The 17658-nt window shown below is 26.4% G+C and carries 12 protein-coding genes and 1 pseudogene; 3 read left to right on the top strand and 10 right to left on the bottom strand.

Translation table 11 applies throughout. The features are described 5' to 3' along the window. Positions 1-340: 340 nt before the first annotated feature. Complete coding sequence (gene argS, locus ACYUE0_RS03935; RefSeq protein ID WP_061995888.1) at positions 341-2035, bottom strand: arginine--tRNA ligase; 1695 nt, start codon at positions 2033-2035, stop codon at positions 341-343. A 590-nt stretch (positions 2036-2625) separates the two neighbouring features. On the opposite strand from argS, the gene ACYUE0_RS03930 reads away from it, so the two are divergent. Beyond that, positions 2626-3492, top strand: coding sequence for a cation diffusion facilitator family transporter (locus tag ACYUE0_RS03930; RefSeq protein WP_061995889.1), 867 nt, complete (start codon positions 2626-2628; stop codon positions 3490-3492). 114 nt (positions 3493-3606) lie between these two features. Here the strand turns inward: ACYUE0_RS03930 and ACYUE0_RS03925 are convergent, their stop codons facing one another. The 8 genes from ACYUE0_RS03925 to ACYUE0_RS03890 all read right to left on the bottom strand — a co-directional run bounded on the left by ACYUE0_RS03925 (position 3607) and on the right by ACYUE0_RS03890 (position 15038). After that, the gene (locus ACYUE0_RS03925) at positions 3607-4515 is read right to left on the bottom strand and encodes a hypothetical protein (protein WP_460269562.1); all 909 of its coding nucleotides are present in this window, start codon (positions 4513-4515) and stop codon (positions 3607-3609) included. A gap of 115 nt (positions 4516-4630) precedes the next feature. Continuing rightward, entirely contained in the window at positions 4631-5437 is an 807-nt protein-coding gene (locus ACYUE0_RS03920; RefSeq protein WP_460269561.1) for a hypothetical protein, read from the bottom strand. 179 nt (positions 5438-5616) lie between these two features. Then, complete coding sequence (locus ACYUE0_RS03915; RefSeq protein WP_460269560.1) at positions 5617-6336, bottom strand: hypothetical protein; 720 nt, start codon at positions 6334-6336, stop codon at positions 5617-5619. 142 nt (positions 6337-6478) lie between these two features. Continuing rightward, on the bottom strand, positions 6479-8095 hold the full coding sequence (locus tag ACYUE0_RS03910; protein WP_061995893.1) for an ABC-F family ATP-binding cassette domain-containing protein: 1617 nt from the start codon (positions 8093-8095) through the stop codon (positions 6479-6481). Between the two features lie 407 nt (positions 8096-8502). Beyond that, the gene (locus ACYUE0_RS03905; RefSeq protein WP_460269559.1) at positions 8503-9771 is read right to left on the bottom strand and encodes a DEAD/DEAH box helicase; all 1269 of its coding nucleotides are present in this window, start codon (positions 9769-9771) and stop codon (positions 8503-8505) included. Between the two features lie 241 nt (positions 9772-10012). Next, a complete protein-coding gene (locus ACYUE0_RS03900) occupies positions 10013-11533 on the bottom strand; it encodes a hypothetical protein (RefSeq protein ID WP_460269558.1) in 1521 nt (506 codons plus the stop codon). Continuing rightward, positions 11526-13037, bottom strand: a complete 1512-nt coding sequence (locus ACYUE0_RS03895) for a YncE family protein (protein ID WP_460269557.1) — start codon at positions 13035-13037, stop codon at positions 11526-11528. Before ACYUE0_RS03895 ends, ACYUE0_RS03900 begins: the two co-directional genes overlap by 8 nt. 495 nt (positions 13038-13532) lie before the next feature. Next, a complete protein-coding gene (locus ACYUE0_RS03890; protein WP_460269556.1) occupies positions 13533-15038 on the bottom strand; it encodes a hypothetical protein in 1506 nt (501 codons plus the stop codon). Positions 15039-15201: 163 nt separating this feature from the next. Here ACYUE0_RS03890 and ACYUE0_RS03885 point away from each other — a divergent pair, with 163 nt between their 5' ends. Together ACYUE0_RS03885 and ACYUE0_RS03880 are read left to right on the top strand one after the other, a co-directional pair. Continuing rightward, positions 15202-15963 carry a hypothetical protein gene (locus ACYUE0_RS03885; RefSeq protein WP_460269555.1) on the top strand — a complete coding sequence of 254 codons (762 nt, stop codon included), beginning with the start codon at positions 15202-15204 and terminating at the stop codon, positions 15961-15963. Positions 15964-16119: 156 nt separating this feature from the next. After that, positions 16120-16665: a DUF4489 domain-containing protein gene (locus ACYUE0_RS03880; protein WP_460269554.1), complete on the top strand. Its 546-nt coding sequence runs from the start codon at positions 16120-16122 to the stop codon at positions 16663-16665. Between the two features lie 313 nt (positions 16666-16978). On the opposite strand, the pseudogene ACYUE0_RS03875 reads toward ACYUE0_RS03880, so the two are convergent. After that, positions 16979-17218, bottom strand: a pseudogene (locus ACYUE0_RS03875) (transposase); the annotation flags it as partial. Positions 17219-17658 lie beyond the last annotated feature (440 nt).

The following is a 17658-nucleotide window of genomic DNA, read 5'->3' as shown; positions in this document are numbered from 1 at the left end:
TTTGCAAATTTATAAAAAGATACGTGGAGAATTACTAGGAACGAAGTGAGTAGTAATAACTACAACTGTTCACTCTTAACTTTTAACTAAAATAATCTGTTAGTTATTGATAAAATATTAATTTGAGTTTTCTCATTTTATAAATGAATAAGTTTAAAATTTAATTTGGAATCCTACAGTATGTTGTTAATCTTAAATTTTCTTAATCTAACAAATTTAAAATTCAATAATATTTTACACATATAAATTATTATTGAAATAAATGTAATTCTACATAAAAGGAGCCATTGACCGATTAACTTTTATTAGTTAATTTTCCAATAGCTCCTGTTTTTATTTTTTACATTTTTTCTACAACTTCTAAACCTATTAAAGACAATCCATTTTTCAATACTTGAAGTGTTGCCTTTACAAGATTAATTCTTGCATTTTTAATTTCTTCACTTTCTGAGTTTGCTATGTTGTGAGCATTATAAAATTTATTAAATGCTTTAGCAACATCTATACAATATCTTGTTACCATACATGGTTGAAGCTTATCTAACGCAAAATTAATTACATTTTCTAAGTTTCCAAGTTCTTTTACAAGTTCAAATTCTTCCTTAGAATTTAATTTGCTATAATCTATATTTTCATCTAAACCTTCTCCAACTTTTCTTAATATACTTCTTCCTCTTGCATAAGTATATTGTACATAAGGACCTGTTTCACCTTCAAAGCTTAGCATTTCATCCCAGTTAAATATTATATCTCTTTCTCTATTATTTTTAAGATAAGTAAATACTATTGCACCTATACCAACTTTTTTAGCCACTTCTTCCTTATTTTCTAATTCAGGATTCTTTTCATTTATTATTTCTAAAGTTTTAGCTACTGCTTCATTTAATAAATCTTCTAAAAATACAACATCACCTTTTCTTGTTGAAAGCTTTTTATCAGCAAATCTTACAAGCCCAAATCCTACGTGTGTACAATCATTAGCCCACTGATGACCCATAAGTTCTATTGTTTTAAATACTTGATTGAAATGAAGTGCTTGGTCCTTTGCAACTACATATATATTTTTATAAAAGTCATAAGTTTTCTTTCTATAAAATGCTGCTGCTAAATCACGAGTTGCATATATAGTAGCTCCATCTGCCTTTTTTATTATACAAGGAGGCATATTGTATTCATCAAGCATAACCACCTTTGCTCCTTGACTATCTGTTAAAAGACCCTTTTCATCTATCTCTTCTATAACTGCATCCATTTTATCACTGTAAAAACTTTCGCCTGCAAAAGAATCAAAAGATACATTTAACATTTTAAATAACTTGTCAAACTCTTTTAAACTTAAATCTCTAAATCTAGTCCAAAGTTTAACTTCTTCTTCATTTCCATCTTCAAGTAGTTTAAAATGTCTTCTGCCTTCATCATTAAGAGATGGATCTTTTTCTGCTTCATCATGAAACTTAACATAAACCCTTAACATCTCTTTTATTGGTTCTTTTTCTAAAGCTTCTTCATCTCCCCAATTATTATAAGCGTATATAAGTTTACCAAACTGTGTTCCCCAATCACCTAAATGATTTATTCCTATGGCATTATATCCATGAAAATTAAATAATTTATATAAAGAATTTCCAAGCATTGTAGTAAATAAATGTCCTACGTGGAAAGGTTTTGCAATATTAGCTGAACAATACTCAACTATTACATTCTTTCCGTCCCCATCATTATTACTACCATATAAATCTTTTTCTTTTAAAATTTTTTCTATAGTATTTTTTATAAGAATCTCTTTATTAACAAAAAAATTTAAATATGGTCCAAAAGCTTCAACCTTTTCAAAGTTATTATCCTTTATTTTTTCTTTTAATTCTTGTGCAATCATTTGTGGTGCTTTTCTCATTGATTTTGCTAATGAAAAACAAGGAAATGCATAATCACCCATATCTGACTTTGGTGGTATTTCTACTAATTTTTCTAACTCATCTATTGATATATCTACATTTGAAGATAATATACTTGCTATATGATTTTTATAATCCATTTAAAATTCCTCCTAATTTTTTATAATAAAAAAACCGCCTCTTTACAAAAGTAAAGAGACGGGTAAATATCCGTGGTACCACTCTATTTGATCTTAATTATAAGATCCTCTCAAAATTTAACGCTATTTAGCGGCAATCCTTTGTTAGCTTATATTAAACTAACTTTCTAAAATTGCATCTCCAAGGCTCTCTTCCTATAGCAATTGCTATGCTTTTATGTCCCCACTTAAGCTTCTTTGAAATATAAGGCTCACACCAGTTCCTTACTCGCTTAATTTCTTTAAAGAAAGTACTATCCTTTTCATTGATTTTTTCATTAAATTATATATTACATTATATACATATCCTTAATTTTGTCAATAGTTTTTATCATTTATTTTATTTATATAATTTAAAAATTATTTTTCCCATTATATATTATTTATATTCATTACTAAATAACCGCTGTTTTCATTCTCAATTGATAATAGAATCCACATATCTTTTTATATAATTTTTATTCACAAAACAGGAATTTTAGTATATTATAGTTAGTATACTTATATATAAACAAACTTTTTGTGTTATATCAATTGATAATGGAGGAATTATGAATAACAATTTAGAAATCGGAGTAAAGGTTAGTAAAAACACTATAATAGTTAACGGACTATTATCTTTTGTAAAAATTTTTATTGGCATTATATCTAAAAGTAATGCAATGATAGCAGACGGAATTCACTCTTTTTCAGATATAATAAGCACTTTAGGTGTTATTATAGGTTTAAAACTTTCTAGCAAACCTGCTGATGAATCTCATCCTTATGGACATGAAAAAATAGAAAGTTTATCTTCACTATTTTTATCTATATTACTTTTTATAGTAGCTATTGGTATCGGTTTTACTGGTATTAAGAACATAATTTCAGGAAATCTTAGTGTTCCAACTTCCATTGCGATATTAGGAGCTATAATTTCTATAATCACTAAAGAATGGATGTATTTTTACACAATGAAATATGCTAAAAAAATAGACAGTCCATCTTTAAAAGCAGATGCATGGCATCATAGATCTGATTCATTATCATCAATTGGAGCGCTTCTAGGAATTTTAGGCGCTAGAATGGGTTTCCCTGTATTAGATTCATTAGTAGCTTTAGTAATCTCTATTTTAATAATCAAAGTTTCTTATAATATAGCAAAAGAAAGTATATCTCAACTTATAGACCAATCTGCAGATAAAAATACAGTGTTAGAAATAGAAAATAAAATAAAATCCATAGATGGAGTTGAAAGTATAGATAAGCTAAGAACAAGGCTTCATGCTAATAAAATTTATGTAGATGTTTCAGTTTCCGTAAATTCTAACCTTACAGTAGATGAAGGTCATTCAATAGCAACAAAGGTTCATAATTTAATAGAAGAAAACTCTAATATAAAACATTGTATGGTTCATATTAACCCATATAAAGCTTAAATTTTTAACTTTAATAAGAAGCGCAATATATTAATGCGCTTCTTTCTTAACATTTATTTATTTTAATAACAATTTAATAAATATTTAAGTGACTTAAATTTAAGACTTGTAATCCTACATTAATACTTTTTTTTCTTCTAATATTTCAACATTATAATTAAAAGAATTTACAAATTTATATTTAATTTTAAATATACCACTTTCCTGTGAACAATGTACAAATTCTGTCAGTATATTTTCCGTATATTTTGATATAATCATTTTTATGTCTTTTATTACAGTTTTATTATTTGTAAAAGGATTAAACTCTAAATCTACCTCCTTAGCCCCTTCTAAAGGCATATAAATCACATAATATCCACTTTCACATGAAAAACCATTTTTTATAATATCCTTAGGTTTTAAATACTTTATCGTTATAGATAAAATCCCTTCATATATTAGTATCCCTTTATTATTTTTATTACTTTTTGCACAGTTTGAATTTAAAATAAAAAGTTCACTGCTAACACTCAATATTTTAAGTACTGGAAAATTAAATTCCACATTTGCTACTACTAAATCATTAATAATTGTATTAGCTAATTGAACTTCTACTTTTTTTATGCTTTTATCATCTTGTGATTTTTTCAAAACAACATCGTCTTTTTTATATCCTTCTATTGATGCACTATCACAAACTTGTATTTTATTTAAATCAACACTATTATAATCAGGCTTAACTTCATATGAATTTCTATAGTTTTTTTTATAATCATCATCATTTAATATCCTACTCTTTTTATAATGTTTTTTAATATTTGTATTATCAACTTCGGTATTCTTACTATGTTCTTTTGAATCTATCTTATAAGTACTACTATCCTTAATTTTATTTATTGTTTTTTTTTTATTTTTAGATGTTTGATCAATTTCTTCTAAATATAAATATAGTAATATATAATTTAAGGTTTTAGAATCAATTTTAATTTTTTTTATTATCAATCCCACAGCTATTTTTATTAGTAATATTTCTAATTCCATATATACCCCACCATAACATTGCTATAATATTATTTTATAAAAAAGATGCAGAGTTGTTACAACTCTGCATTATTTTTAAACTTTCAATATTCAATTTTATATATATTCTTCTATCCTAATCTTGATTATCTTCTACTGCTTCATCATCTTCTACTGCTTCATCAGCATCTACAACATAGCATCCTTTACCATCAGGTTCTGCACTATAATGCCATCTTTCTATTTCAATTTTAAATATATCAAATTCAAGAGTTAATACTATTTTTTCTGTAAATATAGAATATAGTTCTCCCTCACAGCAATTTTCATCACATTTTCTTAAAATGTCTCCTTCTCGTATTGACCATGATATTAATTCTGCAAAAGGAGGTCTAAATAATGTTACACTTTCAAATTCTTCTCCATCACATAATGATTGACCCATAAATCCCTTATCACATGGTTCTATTGTATTGTTATAATATTCAAACCTTCTTTTTTCTCTTGCTTCCGGTCTTGGCAATCTTATACGTCTATCTAATGGACTAGCAAAACTAAATGGTACTTTTATAATTATATCATTTAAATTATTTCTGTAAGTTCTACATCTACTTGTGTCTATTGTTGGATCTATAGGAGTAGCATATTTTATATCTTTTATAATATATCCTTCAACAATTAGCATATGATCTATTATTTTACATTGGTTTATTATAGGAGTTCTTTTTATTCCTTTTATTTCAACAAATCCCTCTGGAATTTGAACGTGATCAATTATTACACCACTAATTTTTGCTTCACCTATTTTTTTTATTTTCTTTTCGCCATGTCTTCTATGAGAAGTTCCTGTAGGTGTTAATATAGTAGATTCTAGTTCTATATCACTACAATCATGTGTTGGACATCCACTTGGTAATAAGTTTGGTATACAATTATTGCTCATTATTTTTTTCACCTCAAAATATAGTGTAATCACAATATATAACTAAAGCTGTATTACAAGCTTTATACTATAATATATTGTATTTATTTGTTTTTGTTACACTCCTCTACATTTTTTGCAAACAATTTATTATAACTAAACATTTTTTAAATAAATTAATTATTATTTTATATATATTATTAAATAATAGTCACTTCTACATATTTTTTTACATATATATCAAAATTCAAATTTAATGAAATTTTTTCACTAAATACTTTATATAGTTTAGTATCTTTATTTTCCCTTTTATAATTATCTACTCCCTCTATTGTCCAACCAGTTAAATCACCATAAGGCAAATCATTAAAAGTCAAAGAATTTTTAAAATAATTTTCACATATTGACGATGTATTGAAATTTTCTTCAAAATATCTTTTTTTATTATCCTTATTTAAAACTTTACCATTTTTATTTTCTGTAAAACTATTAGAATTAAGTTCACTTATAATAGTAGAAATGTTAAATGGAATTTTTATTTTCACATTTCTTAAATAGTTTTCACAAAAATTATATTTTTTCAAATTACTATCACTATATTTAGGTGTAGCATAACAAATATCTTTTAATATATATCCTTCAACAATTAAGTTGTCATATAAAATTTTGCAATTTTTTATAAAAACATCTCTTTTACATTCTTCTATACTTATATAACCTTCTGGAATTGTTACCTCTTCTAATATAGTAGTTTTCATGAATACAGTAGCAAGTAAAACAGGAACTTTTGCTTTATTTAACTTTTTTTCACCAGAATTCACTCCACTACTTCCTATCTGTTTATGTTCTATTGTTATATCGCTACAATAATTGTTAGAATTATTTATAATACTTTCTTCTACTTTTATGTTCATACCCATATAAAAATCACCTCAAAAGTGCTATTTATAATATTCTATTCCCCCTCTAGAAGTTAAGTTCCATTTTTTCATATGTTTTCCATACTTATAACTATAAAAATGGCCTAAGATAATAAAATTATCTTAGGCCATTTTTTATAAATTACTTCTTATACATTTCTTGAATTTTACTTTGAATTTCATCATTTTCTAAATACTCATCATATGTCATCGCTCTATCCATCATTCCATTTGGAGTTATTTCTATAACTCTATTAGCTATTGTTTGAATAAATTGATGATCATGTGATGTAAAGAATAATGTTCCTGTAAAGTTTATAAGTCCATTATTTACAGATGTTATCGATTCAAGATCTAAGTGGTTAGTTGGTTCATCTAAAATTAATATATTAGCGGAACTTAACATCATCTTAGATAACATACAACGAACTTTTTCTCCTCCTGATAATACAGAAGATTTTTTTAATGCTTCTTCTCCAGAAAATAACATTCTTCCTAAAAATCCTCTTATAAAACTTTCAGATTTTTCTTCAGAATATTGTCTTAACCAATCAACTAAAGTTAAGTCACAGTCCTCAAAATACTTTGAGTTATCGATTGGAAAATAACTTTGAGAAGTTGTAACTCCCCATTTAAACTCACCATTATCTGCTTCTAGTTCTCCTACTAAAATTTTAAATAAAGTAGTTTTTGCAATACCTTCACCTAAAAATATTATTTTATCATTCTTATTTACTCTAAAACTAATATTATCTAAAACTTTTATTCCATCTATAGTTTTACTTAAGTTCTTAACCTCTAAAATATCGTTTCCAGCTTCTCTTTCTGGTTTAAATCCAACAAAAGGATACCTTCTTGTAGATGGCTGTATATCATCTAATGTAATTTTATCTAATTGTTTCTTTCTACTAGTAGCTTGCTTTGCTTTAGATGCATTTGAACTAAATCTAGCTATAAAAGCTTGAAGTTCTTTAATTTTTTCTTCTTTTTTCTTATTTTGATCTTTTGACATTTGAAGTGCTAACTGACTTGATTCATACCAAAAATCATAGTTTCCAACATAAAGTTGAATTTTTCCGAAGTCTACATCTGCCATATGTGTACATACTTTATTTAGGAAATGTCTATCATGGGATACAACTATCACAGTTCCTTCAAAATCTAATAAAAAGTTTTCAAGCCAAGTTATAGATTTTATATCTAAGTGGTTAGTCGGTTCGTCCATTATTAAAATATCTGGTTTTCCAAATAAAGCTTGAGCAAGTAATACTTTAACTTTTTCTGGACCACTTAAATCTTTCATTAATTTTGCATGTAATTCTTCAGTAATTCCTAAACCATTTAATAATGTAGCTGCTTCACTTTCAGCTTCCCATCCATTTAATTCTGCAAACTCACATTCAAGTTCTGATGCTTTTATTCCATCTTCATCTGTAAAGTCTGGTTTTGCATATAATGCATCTTTTTCATCCATTATTTGAATCAATCTTTCATGACCCATCATAACTGTTTTTAATACTTCTACTTCATCATATTCAAAGTGATCTTGCTTTAAAACAGCCATTCTTTCACCAGAAGTTATAGATACCTCTCCAGTATTTGCTTCTATTTCCCCTGATAATATTTTTAAGAAAGTAGACTTTCCTGCTCCATTTGCTCCTATTATTCCATAACAATTTCCTTCAGTAAACTTTATATTAACATCTTCAAAAAGTTTTCTTCCACCATATCTTAAACTAATATTAGTTGCTTGTATCATTAATATGTACCCTCCAAATAATTCAAATTTATTCTTTTGTAATTATAACTAATCACCTAAAATCAGTATATTTTTTACAATTAGTGTTCTCAATATAAACACGTTCACTATTATAGCATATAGCTTGCTTTATTTACAATTATAAATTTAAAATCTCTTTGCTATAGGGTTCCAAGTTGACTTTTAAAATTATCCATTCCAAAACTTGGATACCCAAAATAGTGAGACATGCTCTGAATTGCTTAGAATTCAACACTACATTTTGTATGAAAATATTTTAAAGTTATTGAATAAATTTAAATTCGAGCTTGTTTCCCTATAACTGTTGAAGTTTATAACTTTTCACCTCCATTTTCAAGAAAAACACCATCAACATTTATATATTTGATAGTGTTTTGCTACAATAATTATTTATTCTTTTTATTTTTCCAATATTCACTTGAGTTATGTTGTTTCTTATTTTCTTTATAATTTTCTTGTTTGTCTTTTTTCCCTTTTTTGCTAACTTTATTATATGTCTTCATTTGTTTCTTTTCTTCATCGTTAACTATATTACCAAAATATAATTCTTTTAAAAGAATGCTTATCTTAAATTTATTTTCTAATTTAGTTATTAATGGCTTTTCTATTTCCGTAATTACTGACACAGAAACTCCTTTGTTTTTTCCTCTTCCACATCTACCTGACCTATGAAGATAATCCATTTCATTTTCAGGTAAATCTATATTTATTATATGTGTTATTCCCCTTATATCAATCCCTCTAGCTGTTAAGTCTGAGGATACTAGAATATTACTTTTTCCATTTATAAACTCATCCATAGATTTTTTTCTACTTGATTTAAAATCTCCACCTGAAATAGAGGCTGCCTTTAATCCATGATATTTTAATTTATCTGTTATAACCTCTACATCATTACTATTATTTATAAACACTATTGCTTTTTTAGGCTTTAAAGCTGCAACTAACTTTCTCACCATTAATGTTTTATCTCTTTTATCACATAAAAAACACATATGCTCTATATTTTTATTAGCCATTGGAACTTTATCTTCTTTTACTATAACTGACTCTTTCATAGATTCATCAGCAAATTTTAATACCTCTTCTGTAACAGTTGCTGAAAAGCATAAAAGCTGTCTATCTCTTAATGTAGTCTTTATTACAGCCTTTGTAACCTGGCTATTATTTTCATCTAAAAGTTTATCACATTCATCTAAAACAATTGTTTTAACTGTATGAGCTGATATTTTTCTTTTTTTAATAAGTTCTAATATTCTTCCACCGGAACCAATTATTATATGTTGTTTTTCTTTTAGCTTTTCAGTTTGACGTTTTATGTTTACATTTCCAATTATAGTTGTAGATGTTATGTTCATTTTGCTGTCTTTAGATAACTTATCTATAACTTTATGTACTTGTACTGCTAATTCATGTGTTGGCGTTAATATTATAACTTGATTTTCTTTTTTATCTATATCTATTTTTTGAAATATTGGAAGTAAATAAGCTAAAGTTTTTCCACTTCCAGTTTCACTTTCACCAACTAAATCCTTATTTTCTAGTATATGCTCTATAGTTTTTCCTTGTATTGATGTAGGAACTTTTATCCCTTGTAATTTTAGAGCATTAATAATGTTTTCTTGTATTTTTAAATTTTTAAAATCTTTTTCCATATATATCTCTCTCCTTAAAGTTTAAATATAAGGCTATATTTTTATATCATCATCTATTATAGTGTCCATTGCAACTATTATACTTGCAAATTATATCATTATAAATGAATTTTTACAAAACAAACTGTAATCTCTACAATAAAAATTTTAGAGATTACAGTTTTTTAAGTATTGAGTCATTATTGTTCTATGTTAAATCTATTTTACATATTTTAAATTCAATAAGAGATTGAAAAAATATTTAATCCTCAAATAACCATTTGGTCAAAGAAAATTTTTCTTGTGTAGATCTCTCATTATTACCTTCATTTATAATCTTTTCAGAATTAGATAAATTTTGAATCTCCATAAGATTTATTTGCTTTTTTAAACTTTCGTTTTCGTTTTCTTTTTCAACTAATTTTTCTTCAATAGATATTTTTTCTTTATCCTTTAATAGCAGCTTGTTCTCTAAATATCTATTTTTTTCTTTTAATTTATCATTATCATTGATGCATAGCTTACCTTTCTCTTTTTCCTTATAAAATTGATATTTAAACTTTATTGCTTGATTTTTTTCATACTTCATAGCTTCATTCAATCTTTTCAGTTCTTCTTCTGCAATTTTTAATTTTGCTTGAGATTGTTCTTTTTCCATTTTAAGTATTTCTATTTTTGTAAAATAATCTTTTAGTTCTATCATTTTATAATCTAAATCCTCTCCTGTATCATATAAATCACCTTTATCATCCTCTTGTATGTTTATTGAATTTTCTAAAAGTTCTTGCAAAAACATTTGTTCTTGTCCATTTACACTAATTGCGTATATCTCATAGAAATAATATTTATCTTTTCTATCTTCTAAATATTCTTGGTAAAATACTTTTATAGGGACTTCCTTATTAAAGTGCTTATATACCCTTGGAGTACTAAAATTTTGTCCATGATTTTTAGAAAAACATCCGTAAAGATCATCATCACAAATCCACAAAGCCCATAATGCACCCTTTAATAGTATTAATACACAAGAATCAATCTTTTCACATTGAAACAGTATAACATTTTTTTGTAATCCTATTTCTTTATACTGATAAATTACTCTATTAATCTGATTATCTTGAGTAATAAACAGATAATGATTTCTGCTTTCTTCTACGCAAAAAGTAAAATCTACGTAAGGTAATAATGATGTATATATAACTTCTTGCTTTCCCCATCGCTTTTCAATAATATGAAAATTTCTAGAAGTTAATTTATACCTTCCATCTAACATAGTGTTTAATAATACTAGATTTGATTTAGAATCTTCATAAATAAAATATGGAATTTTATTATAATAATCTAATTTATTAATTATTTGTGGACTACCCAAATTCACTCCATTTTCAGTAATTTGGTGAACTAATACTTCTGAATAAGTATGTTTATCTACTATGTTATATAACAAATGAATATGGCCTAAATGAAAGAATGCTCTAATATATATAGGCATAATTGAATCATACTTCATATGGAGAAGTGTTTTGTAATTCCATTTTATCCCTTCTAATGTGCATAAAATAATATCACCACAAATATCCTGACAGAAAACATTAATTTTCCCATTGCCCTCTTCTAATACATAGAAGTATTTTAAACTTTTCTTGTAAATACTCTTCTTATCTGACCAGTTATGCTTCATAAATATTTGATAATATACCCCTTTTTCACTATCATAAGAAAACTTTAGGATTGTATTATCTTTTTGCTTAATCAAATAACAATCATATTTTTCGTTAATCATTATTTCCCCTCATTTTTTCATCTTTCCTTTGCCACATCCTACAGTCCTTACAAAATGGAATAAATACTATTTCATCCACAATTACTTTCGTTGAAATCAAAACACTAACATCAAACTTCAAATTCTTATTAATAATAATTGGAGTACTTGTTAATTTAGCAAAAGAATTGATTACAAATTCTACTCCCTGCTGCTCTGCATAAACAGGTATATATAATGTAGCTTTTTGAGTTCCCTCCAATCTTCCTTCAATAGTATATTTTCGTTGCTGTTCGTCAGTACATTCTATGCAATATGGGATATAAAAATTATATTGTATTATTGAATAATCTTTCCTATCATCTATAATACTTCTATTTTTTGTTTCATTTATAATTTCACATTTTTTAAATGTAATTTCTTCTATATTTATAATTTCTGTTTCTTCTAAGCATATATCAACTGACACTTCAGGAAAATTTATTTTTTCTTGATAATTTGATAAAACCTTTTTAGCAAGTATTGTAGTTCCATTTTCTTGTTTCAATTTATCTTCTGAATTCGTAAAAATAAAAGATTCATCTTGTACTTCAAATTCACTCTGACTAATCACTCCAATATCATATGGAAGACTATTATTTTGTTTAAATGTAACTGTATCTAAAATAGTGTTACTAGAAGTATCTATTATATCAATTACTCCCTTTCCATCATTACTTCTACTAGTTACAAGTAATTTCTTTTTATCAGGAGATAATCGAAGTCTTTGCAATTCTGTTAGAGTTGTTTTTATTGTTGCTACATATTCTTTTTTTAATATATTTATAACATCGATTCTATGTAATCCACTATTTGCTACATATAAATTTTTTTCATCCTGCTCCAAGGCAGTAATAGCAGATCCCTTTTCTAAATGTATATATGAAATACCTCCACTTTCAATATCTAACACGGAAATATTACTTGTATAATTTAATCTATTAACTCCTTTGTTAGAAATATAAATCTCCTTTTCATTTTCCGATATGAGAATATAGTTAGGTGAAGTCCCAACATCTTTATATTTCTTAATTAAATGAAAATCTGATGTATCATAAACTTTTATTTCATTTTGTAAAATATCCAACACAAATATTTTTTTCTTGTCCTTATCAAGTTTTAAGCTATCTGCAGCAATAAAACCTGTTAAGCATTCAATCTTTTCACCAGTTTTTAAACTATAAATACATACCTCTTCAGTATCACAAACATAGATATTCTGATTGATTGAATCCACCTGTATATTACCATTATTAGGCATATGCCATGTTTTATTAGAATCATATAAGTCATTAATGAGTGTGACTTTACCATTTCTATCACTGGCTATATACACATTGTTTTTTTCATCTACTATGATATTTTGTGGTCTTGGACCTATTTCAATTTCCTTTATAATACAATAATTTTCTCCATCAATAATAGACACCATGCCTGTACCTAAGTTTGATATATAATAAATTGTTTTTTCTCCTTTATCAATCATAAAGTCGCTCTCCCCCTCAATTACTTATACTAAAGAATATGCTTTATGAGTGCTGATTATTCAATAAAAAACGTGAAAAGATCCAGTTAACCAGATCTTTTCAACTAATTCATAATTTTCATTTTTTCCTTATCTTAAAATCCTATATACTGCAGTAGGATACATATTATTATTTAACTCCTCTTGTACTACTTTCTGTCTATTTCTTTAAACTTTACTGCTTGAGTACAACTAATATTGATTTTATTAGGAGAACTAACAAGTTTTACTTGAATGTTTTTCAAAGTAAATGTTGATATATATCATGCCCTATTAATAAGAAGTAAATTTCAGTGTATACTTATCTACTTTTAGATTAATACCCATATTTTATATGTTTTTTAATTTATACATATGCAAGAAAATGATAGACTAAATATGAATAATATATTTTTTAATGCAAATCATAACAATTCTCTATTTTTTATTGTATAATCTAAAATCTTAGAAGTGACTCTATATTTCACTTGGTCTTTTTCCTAATAATCGCTCCATAATGGATTGATTCTTTTCAAGTTCAAGTTCTTTATGCAATTTTTCCTTTTCTTCACTTATCATCCTAATTTGCTGTTTAATTACTATATTTTCCTCTTTAAATTCTTCTAATTCACTTTCAATACTTGTTTTAATCTCTCTTTCTTCTAATAGCCGCTGATTTATATCCTCTAAATCTTTTTGAGTCTTCTGTTGCAACTCCAAGAATATATTATAATTTTCTTCCACCTTATGTTTTTGTTCTAATACTCTTACAATTTTTTCTTCATAATCTTCCATAAATCTTTGCTTTTTTTGTAATTGCATCTTTAAGGAATCAATTTTTCTTTCTAAACTCATCTTCTCTGATGTTATCCTAGATAATTCAAGTTTTAAGTTTTTAACTGTTTTTTCTTCATATGGTGTATCTGTGTTAACTTTATCTACCTCGTCATATTTCAACGAATCTTTATTATCTACTACAAACCAACTTGGAATGAATAAGCACAAATCTAACTCATTAGTTCCATAAACTCCCATTGATTTAATTGAACTCTTATTATCGATACGAATAAAACAATTATATCGATTTACTGCAAGTTCACCTCCTCTATCAAAGTAGAACGCACTACTCCACTTTCCATCATTAAAAACTGTGTAAAAAATCTTGCCTTGCTCTAACCAACAGGAATACAACTTATTATTTTCAATAAATAATAAAGGTTCCTCTAATTTATTATTGCTTTCATGAACTCTAAATTCTTGGATATTTCCAGTTATATCTATATAAACGTGGTCAAGAAAATTTATAGACTCTTCTCTAGACTTATTTAATATATGAATTTCTTCTTGATCTCTTAGTACTTCAAATCCTATATCATCACCTTGAATGCCATAAAGCCTATTTACAGGAGACCATTTAAGATTTTCAAATCTATAATAGTTTAAGGATACCTCATCACCTGCATCAGTAATAAAAAACATATCAATATTATTATTTTCATTTACATTTATTAAATAGTGTTCTCTTAAATTAGGTACTAACATAATATCCTGCAATGTAGTACTTCTAGTTTCTTTTCCATTCCACATGCAATGCATTAACACTCCATGATCACTACCATCACTATCATCACTACCTACTAGTAAATAAAAAATATGCATATTATCTCCACTAATTTCAACTTTTAAGTTTTGTATTTTAAAGTCATCAATTTGTATTTTATAGAGAATCTTTCCTACCCATTGCTTATCCTTCATGGTACAGTATTTCAATTCTCCTTTAATGTTGCTGTAAACTATATGTATTGTTTCATCTTCATCTACATACACAGCAAACCCTAGTACATCTCTATCAATAAGACTTTCTTTTGTCCATTTTCCTTCTCCATACATAATTTTATAAACTAATTCTTTATTATTATTTTCAAAAAATTTCCATACATTATTTGCATAATCAACATATATCCATGGATATATACTACTCATTCCACTCCCCCCTTTATAGAATTATATTTTTAGTAAAAACTTATTATGCCCTTCTATAAAATAAAAAATTATTTTTCACAACTTTTATCGCTTAACATACAATATATTATAAACAATAAAAAAATTTATATTTACTATATTTTTTTGAAGAGGAGGAGAATTTATGTCCATTAACTTGAGGAATTTTTCACCACGTCCCGGTCTTGTAAATAAACAGGGACGTTTACCAGATCCTTCTGAATTAGTCTGTATTGAAGTGCCTAAAATCTTCGATCAATGCTTAATAAAAAGATGTCTTGTATATGGTCAAGGCCATGACACAAATATGACAGATTGTGATTTAAGAAGCAATCCATTAACAAATCCAAAGAGATATATTAACAGTAGAGATTTTAATTTAGAATTAATTTCAGTGGAAAAATTTCCACTTATAGGGAAACCAGGCTTTAAAAAACTAGTTATTTCTTACAAAATTTCTTTCTATTCAGATTATATTGATGAAAATGGTGTCAATCAAAGTGAATTTTTTGAAATTAATAGAACAGATGTAATTTGTAAATTCTACTGTCCTGATTCTATAGCTCAAATTTCTGCTAGCACTATACCAGTTCAAAATGCTGAAGATTTAGACTCTAATATAATAAAACTTGAAATGGTTGCTACTGCTCTAGATGGTAAACTACTAAAAGATGAGAACTGTAACGATGTTTTAGATATTACTTTAGGATACTACATCATTGTAAAATGTGAGCTTATTGTACAACTTTTAGTTCCTGCTTATGGCTACTGTCCAGTTCCAAAAGAACCGTGTGCAGAAGAGCCTGAAGAAAATCCATGTGAAAGATTTAAAAAAGCTCCAATTCCTAAGTTCTATCCAGATCAAAATTTAGAGCCTTTATTCCCAGATTGCGATGACAATGATTGAAAATATAATTAGTAAAATGAAATCAATACATTATCATCACCATTCTTATATAATAATCATATATTATAGGAGAAGTATTAAAAATTACTATATAATGAATTAATTTGCATATAGTAATTTCTAATTAAATTTATCTAATTAAAGGAGGGTTCATTTATGAATTCAATGTCAAAAAACTGTTGTAATGATAACCATAAGTGTTGTAATGATAACCATAATTGTTTTAACGATAACCATAATTGTTGTAAAAAAGAAGATAGACCATGTCCAACTATTATAAAATGTGGAACTCCTAGTGCAACTACAATTCCTGCTGGTTCAGTAGCTGGCGCACATTTTACAGTTAGCTCTATTACTTTAAATAATTCTTGTTTATGTAGACCTATTACAAAACTAGAATTTGCAAGTAATCTTGTTGCTCCAGTTGCTTTCGCAGGAGTTATAAACTTCCAAGTATTTAAACTTTGTAGAGGTCAATTTGCACCTGTTCCTGTTGGACCTGCATGGACATTTGAGTTAGCAACAGTAGTTTCATCACAAACATTCTCATTCTTCGTTTGTGACTGTGATTCTTGCTTTGATGAGTGCTGTACCTATACTGTAGTTGCAACTGTTACTAGTGCACTTACTGCTGGTACTCTTAATATCAACAACGCAACTCTTGGCGCAATAACAACATGTAATTCAGGTAATTGTTGCTAATAATCAATTAAGAAGCTAATTAGTTTTTTATATCTAGAGTAGGTGTAACACACAATAGTGTTACTTACCTCTTCAGATCTTGATGTATAAATTTAATGCAACTAATTCTCGATAGATTTATTTAATTAATAATTTATTTAACTGTTTGGTGGCTGTATTGGATTAGAGTTCTTAACTCAATTTGATACAGTCTATTTTAATATTTCGGTATTTTATTCATCAAGTTTTATGTATTTAATTTTAAATAATAAATTTTTTGGTACAACAAAATATAGGGTAAAACATATTTATCCTATATTTAACTTTTCTTTAATTACGAATATGGCTGCTTATGAAGTAGCTTACCATTTCCTTTCTGAAGGGTTTTATTATATAGCTTATTGACATTGTATCCAAATACCGTTAATAAAAATTTAGTTATAACCTTAACATCTCCACACATAAACAATCTTCTAAAACCGTAATCTTCTTTAATAATCCCCAAAACACCTCCAACTTAAATTGACCTATTCATCCTTAGAATGATTCCTTTAGGAGTTACTCTATTTTCAAGATGTTTTTCTTAGACATATAAAATAAATAACTACATGTAATTATTTATTTTTTTGGTTCCTTTTAAAGCAATTTCTTGCTAGCAACATATATATATTGAAGTTTTAGTTATAATCATCCGACTATCTGCAAAACAAATAATTTATTCTATGCCTATAAGGATTTTTTACTGGTCATCATAATAATATGGTAAATTTTATTCATTTTTATTTTTCATTTTTTATACATTATTTTACAAATTAATTGTTTATTGTTAACTCAGAAAAATCCTACATCTCATTTGCATAATTAGCATATATGGATATATCCTAATTACTACACCTCATCCTTTATAAAATTATATTCTTAGCGAACATTTATTATGCCCTTCTATAAAACAAAAAATTATTTTTCACAACTTTTATTTTTTAACATATAATACATTATAAGCAATAAATAAAC

Source organism: Clostridium sp. CTA-19 (assembly GCF_054767855.1).
The sequence above is the reverse complement of the archived record's forward strand: the minus strand, read 5'-3'. Positions and strand labels throughout refer to the sequence as shown.

What these genes read in the sequence shown, in the direction of transcription:
- ACYUE0_RS03900 (WP_460269558.1), bottom strand. Translation starts at nt 11,533, where the DNA reads ATGATTAACGAAAAATATGATTGTTATTTGATTAAGCAAAAAGATAAT.
- ACYUE0_RS03885 (WP_460269555.1), top strand. Translation starts at nt 15,202, where the DNA reads ATGTCCATTAACTTGAGGAATTTTTCACCACGTCCCGGTCTTGTAAAT.
- ACYUE0_RS03920 (WP_460269561.1), bottom strand. Translation starts at nt 5,437, where the DNA reads ATGAGCAATAATTGTATACCAAACTTATTACCAAGTGGATGTCCAACA.
- ACYUE0_RS03925 (WP_460269562.1), bottom strand. Translation starts at nt 4,515, where the DNA reads ATGGAATTAGAAATATTACTAATAAAAATAGCTGTGGGATTGATAATA.
- ACYUE0_RS03880 (WP_460269554.1), top strand. Translation starts at nt 16,120, where the DNA reads ATGAATTCAATGTCAAAAAACTGTTGTAATGATAACCATAAGTGTTGT.
- ACYUE0_RS03895 (WP_460269557.1), bottom strand. Translation starts at nt 13,037, where the DNA reads ATGATTGATAAAGGAGAAAAAACAATTTATTATATATCAAACTTAGGT.
- ACYUE0_RS03930 (WP_061995889.1), top strand. Translation starts at nt 2,626, where the DNA reads ATGAATAACAATTTAGAAATCGGAGTAAAGGTTAGTAAAAACACTATA.
- ACYUE0_RS03905 (WP_460269559.1), bottom strand. Translation starts at nt 9,771, where the DNA reads ATGGAAAAAGATTTTAAAAATTTAAAAATACAAGAAAACATTATTAAT.
- ACYUE0_RS03910 (WP_061995893.1), bottom strand. Translation starts at nt 8,095, where the DNA reads ATGATACAAGCAACTAATATTAGTTTAAGATATGGTGGAAGAAAACTT.
- argS (WP_061995888.1), bottom strand. Translation starts at nt 2,035, where the DNA reads ATGGATTATAAAAATCATATAGCAAGTATATTATCTTCAAATGTAGAT.
- ACYUE0_RS03890 (WP_460269556.1), bottom strand. Translation starts at nt 15,038, where the DNA reads ATGAGTAGTATATATCCATGGATATATGTTGATTATGCAAATAATGTA.
- ACYUE0_RS03915 (WP_460269560.1), bottom strand. Translation starts at nt 6,336, where the DNA reads ATGGGTATGAACATAAAAGTAGAAGAAAGTATTATAAATAATTCTAAC.